The organism is Ruminococcus sp. CAG:330 (assembly GCF_000437175.1).
Taxonomy (GTDB): domain Bacteria; phylum Bacillota; class Clostridia; order Oscillospirales; family Ruminococcaceae; genus Ruminococcus_C.
In genome coordinates, this window is the sequence record NZ_FR897991.1 from 5,569 (window position 1) to 11,164 (window position 5,596).

A 5,596-nucleotide genomic window follows, 5' to 3' on the forward strand; every position below is an offset into this window, starting at 1 on the left:
CTCTTCCACCAGCCCTACCGTGGCCCATGCAGCAACGAACAGCTGTATCAGAAGATCTCCGACACCCTCACCATTCTGGCAACAGGAGGGAATGCACAATGAAACAGACCATATATCCCCGTCTAGCGTGGCACGGCGTCGCCAAAAACAAACAGATCTATCTGCCGTTCCTGCTGACTTGCATCGGCATTTTCGCCGTGTATTACATCGTGTCCTATCTGACCTACAGCGCATCCGTGCGTGAGATGCAGGGCGGCAGAGACCTCCAGATGGTGCTCTCGTGGGGCACGGCAGTGGTCGCCATCTTCGCCGTCATCTTTCTTTTCTACATGAACTCGTTCCTCATGCGCCGCAGAAAGACCGAGTTCGGACTCTACAACATTCTGGGCATGGGCAAATGGAATCTCGCACGGATTCTGGTGCTCCAGACCATGATGCTCCTCGTTACCTCTCTGGCAGGCGGTCTGGGACTGGGCATTCTGCTATCTAAGCTGGCGGAACTTCTGGCAGCACGGACGCTGAACACGGACACCCCGCTGGGCTTTACCGTTGAGCCAAACGCCGTGCGCAATGTCATCCTGCTGGCACTCATTGCCTTTGGGCTCCTCCTCCTCTACTCGCTGGGACAGATTCACGTTTCCAAGCCAGTGGAGCTGCTGCGTGGGGAAAAGGCGGGAGAACGGCCGCCCAAAGTCCGCTGGCTTCCGGCGGTACTGGGCGTGCTCCTGCTGGGCGTTGCCTATTTCCTCGCCATCCGCACCACAAACCCCATAAGTGCCCTGCTGGTGCTCTTCCTCGCTGTGGTGCTGGTGGTGCTGGGCACGTACCTCCTCTTCCTCAGCGGCTCGGTGGCACTGTGTCACCTGCTCCGAAAGAACAAGAAGTACTACTATCAGACCAACCACTTCATCTCCGTCTCCTCCATGGCGTACCGCATGAAGCGCAACGGCGCAAGTCTCGCCTCCATCTGCATCTTCTCCACCTTTGTCCTCGTCATGATGTCCACCACGCTCTGCCTGCGCATCGGTTCAGAGGACAGCCTGCACCAGCGTTATCCCAAGAGCTTTGAGGTTACTTGCGGCGTGGATGATTTCAACAAGGGCGATGCTGCAGACCAGTATCTCACCCAGCGGGTACAGCAGGCGCTGGAACAGTCCGGAAAAACCGCCCGGAGTCCCCTGCAATACCGCTCGGTCAGCTTTGCCGGCGTTCTGAAGGAGAACAAGCTGCTGGTGCGCCCCATGTCAGAGATCAGCGACTATCAGCATGTGGTGGAGGTCACTGCCGTAACGCTGGACACTTACAACCGTCTCGCCGGCGCTTCGGAGACGCTCTCCCAGAACGAGGCAATGCTCTTCGAGTACCGTGGAAACTACCGCTACGACACCATCCAGATCGACGATCTGGAAACTCTGCACATCGCCAAACAGGTGGAGCAATTTCTACAGGTGGGCTACAATCTCGCCGCCAGCTGTCCCACCATATATCTGGTCGTCCCCGATGACGCTGCCCTGAAAGCGCTCTATGATTGCCAGAGAGCGGCATATCAGGAGATTCCCTCCCGCTACACCATGTACTACGGCTTCGATCTGGACGGCAACGAGGAACAGCAGATGGCGTTTTACAACACGCTCCAGCAGGCTTTAGCCGAAGGTACTGAAACGATAGATGGCTTCTCCTACAGCGTCAGCTGCCGGGAGGAGGCACGCTCCAGTTTTTACTCCCTCTTTGGCGGCATGCTGTATCTTGGCGCACTACTGAGTCTGGTCTTTCTCTTCGGCACGGTGCTTATCATGTACTACAAGCAGATCTCCGAGGGCTACGAGGATGCGGCACGCTTTGAGATTCTGCAAAAGGTGGGCATGACCAAACAGGAGATTCGCCGGAGCATCAACTCCCAGATTCTCACCGTCTTTGCCGCACCGCTGCTCATGGCCGGCATTCACATCTGCTTTGCCTTTCCGCTGCTGCGGCGCATCATGCTGATGTTCGGGCTGAACAATACGCTTCTCTTTATGATCGTGACGGCGGGCAGTTTCCTTGTCTTTGCGCTGCTGTACATCGTCATGTACAAGACGACCTCCCACAGCTACTACCAGCTGGTGAAAAAAGCATGAGGCGGCTGTGCGGTACGCTGGGGCGGATTCTGCTCTGTCTGCTGGTCTGCACGCTGATCCTGCTGCTGCGCCTTGCGGGAACGCCGTGGCGCCGGAGGAACCGGTCATGAGGCGGCGTGCGCTCGTCGGACTGCTTGGTCTGCTGCTTTTGGGCACAGCCGGCTGCGGACACATTCCCTCCGGTGCCCACGCCGGCGAGGACGGCAATAGTTCCTGTGCTGTGGTGTGCGACGGTGCTCTTGGAAAAAGCGTCCTCCTCCACGGCAGTGCGCCAAACGGGCAGCAGTTCTCCATCACTGGAACTGTCTCCGGCAAGACCGGCGCAGTCCGGCTCTACGGTGTGGACGATACAGGCTGCACCACGCTGTTCCCCACCGGCACGGACGGTACCTTCTCCGCCACCCTGCGATACAGCGGAAATTATCAGATTGTCGCAGCATACACCGGCTTCACCGGCAGCATCGCCGTGTGCAGTGTGAAAGATTTCGAATAAAGAATCCGGGCATATTCAAAACCGCTGCGGGGTGCGTATCAAAAGGACACCTTGCAGCGGTTTTTGATTCCTGCACACAAGGAACGATTGCCGCTGCCTGTCGCTTGTGTCAGTATACCAATAGGCAGAATGATCAAACTTGCGCAAGTACACTTGTGTAAATACAGAAAATATGGTATAATTGTATTTAAAAAAACAAGGTGATCTCATTGGCAAGGATATTCCAGAGCCAAAGGGACAGCTAGCGTATGCGTGAGGAGGAATACACTTGAAACAATACACGATCATCGGCGGTATGAACGGCGTGGGAAAAAGCAGTCTTTCCGGTGTTCTGCGGCATCAGCTGCCGGATATGGGCTTGATTATTGATCCAAATGTAATTTGTTTCAAAGGAATCCTGTGACCGCCTGACCGCCGGAAAACTTGCCCTTGCACGTGTGGAAAACTGCCTGCAAAAAGGCATCAACTTTTCGCAGGAGACCACACTTTCCGGCAGGCGCACCATTCGCACCATACAACAGGCAAGAGAAAAAAATTATCACATTCGGCTGTATTATGTGGGCGTAAGCGGTGCAGAGGAAAGCCTTTTTCGGATTGCAAACCGTGTTCGCAAGGGCGGGCATAATATTCCGAAACAGGACGTGCTGCGGCGCTATGAAAAGCGTTTTGCGGACTTGGCGAAGGTATTGCCGTACTGCGACGAAGTGCATTTTTACGACAACGAAAACGGATTTCGAGAAGTGGCACTCTATCAGAGCGGCGAGATCATGCCTCTTGTGACATCTCTGCCCCAGTGGCTGCGGGATTTTATGGCATGGAAAGACAATGAGCAGGCATAAACGAAAACCGCCCCGAAGTACAGTAACTTCGGCGGCGGTTTTTTGTTGTATTCTGTCCGTTCTTTCGTGTGCTTTTGAAACGTCAGCGCACAAATTTTGGGATTCTCCCATACAAAACAAGCCACGCAGCAACGGGAAACCTCCCGAAACTGCGTGGCTTTTCGTTGGTGGAGCATAGGGGATTCGAACCCCTGACCCCCACACTGCCAGTGTGATGCGCTCCCAGCTGCGCTAATGCCCCATCTGTGCGGAACTCCGCACAGCTTTCTTTCTGGTACAAATTCAATTTGGTGTTCCCGAGGTGATTCGAACACCCGACCTACCGCTTAGGAGGCGGTCGCTCTATCCAGCTGAGCTACGGAAACAAAGGCCGAGAGCAGCCCTGCTCTCAACACGATTGCTCCGGAACGTCGGCGAAAACGCTTCTGGACGCTTTACGAAACGCCGTACTGCTTCCGATAAGCCAGCATGGCATCCAAATGTTCCTGACCCGGAATGATGCCGTTCCGAATTGCCTGAATGATATCCTCCATGGTAACGATGGAATACACCGGAACGCCGTACTTCTCATACACGGCCTGCACGGCGGACTTGTCGCCCTCCAGCGCACGCTCCATGCGGTCTACGGTGATGACCATACCCGTGATGTCCACGTCTGCCGCACCCTTGAGCTTGGGATAAACCTCAGCCATTGCCTTGCCGGAGGTCATAACGTCCTCGATGATGACAACACGCTCGCCGTCCTCCAGCTTCTTGCCGACAAACATGCCGCCCTCGCCGTGATCCTTGACTTCCTTGCGGTCGAAGCAGAAGTTCACGGTTTTCCGGTACTGGTCGGAGAGTGCCACAGCTGCGGCAGCTGCCAGCGGGATGCCCTTATAAGCCGGTCCGAACAGGGTATCCACCGGAATGTGGTGCTCTTCAATGCATGCGGCATAGTAGCGGCCCAGCTGCATGAGCTGGTTGCCGTTGTGATAGTTGCCGGCATTGATAAAATACGGAGCCTGTCTGCCGCTCTTGAGGGTGAAGCTGCCGAATGTCAGCACGCCACAGTCCACCATAAAGCGCAGAAATGATTCTTGATAGGTCATGTTCCAACGTCCTTCCTAACTCTGATTCCTTTTCATTATACTTGGTTTTCCCGCTCTTGTCAAGCCCTTTTCCCAAGATTTCGGCGGAATCGTCTCAATTGTCGCTGAGGTCGATGCGCTCCTCCTGATTGGAGAACGCCGCCTCGAGGATTTTCCCGTAGAAACCGGCGGGGTTGCGCATGATCTGCTCGCCCAGATACTTTGCCTGGGTATAATCCGGCGCATAGAGCTTCAGATCCAGCAGGTCGTCCTCCAGATCGAGGCAGCGCACATGGACATAGTATCCCTTTTTCAGCGGGATATACTCCAGCTTGACCTCGCTCTCCCGCTTCAGCCGTGCGAAATACTGGAGGGCGGCGGAAACCAGCTTGTCCCGATACGCTTTTCCCACGTAGTTGCGCAGCTCTCTCGCCGTCTGCACGCCCGGCTCCATAAGCACATATTCCTCCACGCCCTCCGGCATCCGGCGCAGCTGCACGGAGCCGTGTTCGGTGAGATAGGAAATGGATTCCTGATAGGCAAAATAATTGATAATGTTGCTGCCCACTGCAATGTCATACAGCTGGCTCACCTGCACCGGTCTGTCGATGCGATAGAGAAGATAGCAGAGAAGAATGTTCGCCATATGGGAGTCCATAATCGGCGGTGTTGCCATCTTCGCCATTTTCAAAAGATTTTCTTCCTGCACTGCTGCCACCTCAAATCAGCCTGCGAAATGCGGATAGTCCATCATGTGGGAGAGCAGCGCCACGTTGACGGCGGCCTCCACGCACGGGACAGCACGGGGCACGATACACGGGTCGTGCCGGCCGTGGATCTGCAAAACCTCGTTGGTCTTTGCCCGAAAGTCCACGGTCTCCTGCGGCTTGGCAATGGAGGCGGTGGGCTTGACGGCAACATTCATGGTGATGGGCATGCCGGAGGAGATGCCCCCCAGAATGCCGCCATGGTTATTGGTCTTGGTCATCACGTGACCGTTTTCGTCAATATAGAAGGGATCGTTGTTCTGGCTTCCCACCATTTCCGCCACCTGAAAGCCTGCGCCAAACTCCAGTC

At 55.4% G+C, this 5,596-nt stretch carries 8 protein-coding genes and 2 tRNA genes (1 of these 10 cut by a window edge); 5 read left to right on the forward strand and 5 right to left on the reverse strand.

Features of this window, described 5'->3' with window-relative positions:
* From QZL66_RS01150 to QZL66_RS01170, 5 genes are all read left to right on the forward strand, one after another.
* Positions 1-102, forward strand: the final stretch of a protein-coding gene (locus QZL66_RS01150) for an ABC transporter ATP-binding protein (protein ID WP_022409938.1). The gene continues 666 nt to the left of window position 1, outside the view; only the last 102 of its 768 coding nucleotides appear in the window; its start codon lies off the left edge, out of view; its stop codon occupies positions 100-102.
* The gene (locus QZL66_RS01155; protein WP_022409939.1) at positions 99-2,117 is read left to right on the forward strand and encodes an ABC transporter permease; all 2,019 of its coding nucleotides are present in this window, start codon (positions 99-101) and stop codon (positions 2,115-2,117) included. The genes QZL66_RS01150 and QZL66_RS01155 overlap by 4 nt, the downstream gene beginning before the upstream one ends.
* A gap of 106 nt (positions 2,118-2,223) precedes the next feature.
* Complete coding sequence (locus QZL66_RS01160) at positions 2,224-2,610, forward strand: hypothetical protein (protein ID WP_022409940.1); 387 nt, start codon at positions 2,224-2,226, stop codon at positions 2,608-2,610.
* 268 nt (positions 2,611-2,878) lie between these two features.
* Entirely contained in the window at positions 2,879-3,013 is a 135-nt protein-coding gene (locus QZL66_RS01165; RefSeq protein ID WP_293601745.1) for a hypothetical protein, read from the forward strand.
* A 34-nt stretch (positions 3,014-3,047) separates the two neighbouring features.
* On the forward strand, positions 3,048-3,449 hold the full coding sequence (locus tag QZL66_RS01170; RefSeq protein WP_022409941.1) for a zeta toxin family protein: 402 nt from the start codon (positions 3,048-3,050) through the stop codon (positions 3,447-3,449).
* A gap of 165 nt (positions 3,450-3,614) precedes the next feature.
* Here QZL66_RS01170 and QZL66_RS01175 read toward each other — a convergent pair.
* The 5 genes from QZL66_RS01175 to QZL66_RS01195 form a co-directional block, all read right to left on the reverse strand.
* Positions 3,615-3,690, reverse strand: a tRNA-Ala gene (locus tag QZL66_RS01175).
* 47 nt (positions 3,691-3,737) lie between these two features.
* Positions 3,738-3,814: transfer RNA gene (locus QZL66_RS01180), tRNA-Arg, on the reverse strand.
* A 69-nt stretch (positions 3,815-3,883) separates the two neighbouring features.
* A complete protein-coding gene (pyrE, locus tag QZL66_RS01185) occupies positions 3,884-4,540 on the reverse strand; it encodes an orotate phosphoribosyltransferase (protein ID WP_022409942.1) in 657 nt (218 codons plus the stop codon).
* Positions 4,541-4,634: 94 nt separating this feature from the next.
* Complete coding sequence (locus QZL66_RS01190; RefSeq protein ID WP_226943731.1) at positions 4,635-5,204, reverse strand: DUF4364 family protein; 570 nt, start codon at positions 5,202-5,204, stop codon at positions 4,635-4,637.
* Positions 5,205-5,243: 39 nt separating this feature from the next.
* On the reverse strand, positions 5,244-5,596 hold a 353-nt coding region (locus QZL66_RS01195; RefSeq protein ID WP_293601746.1), incomplete at its 5' end, for a chorismate synthase.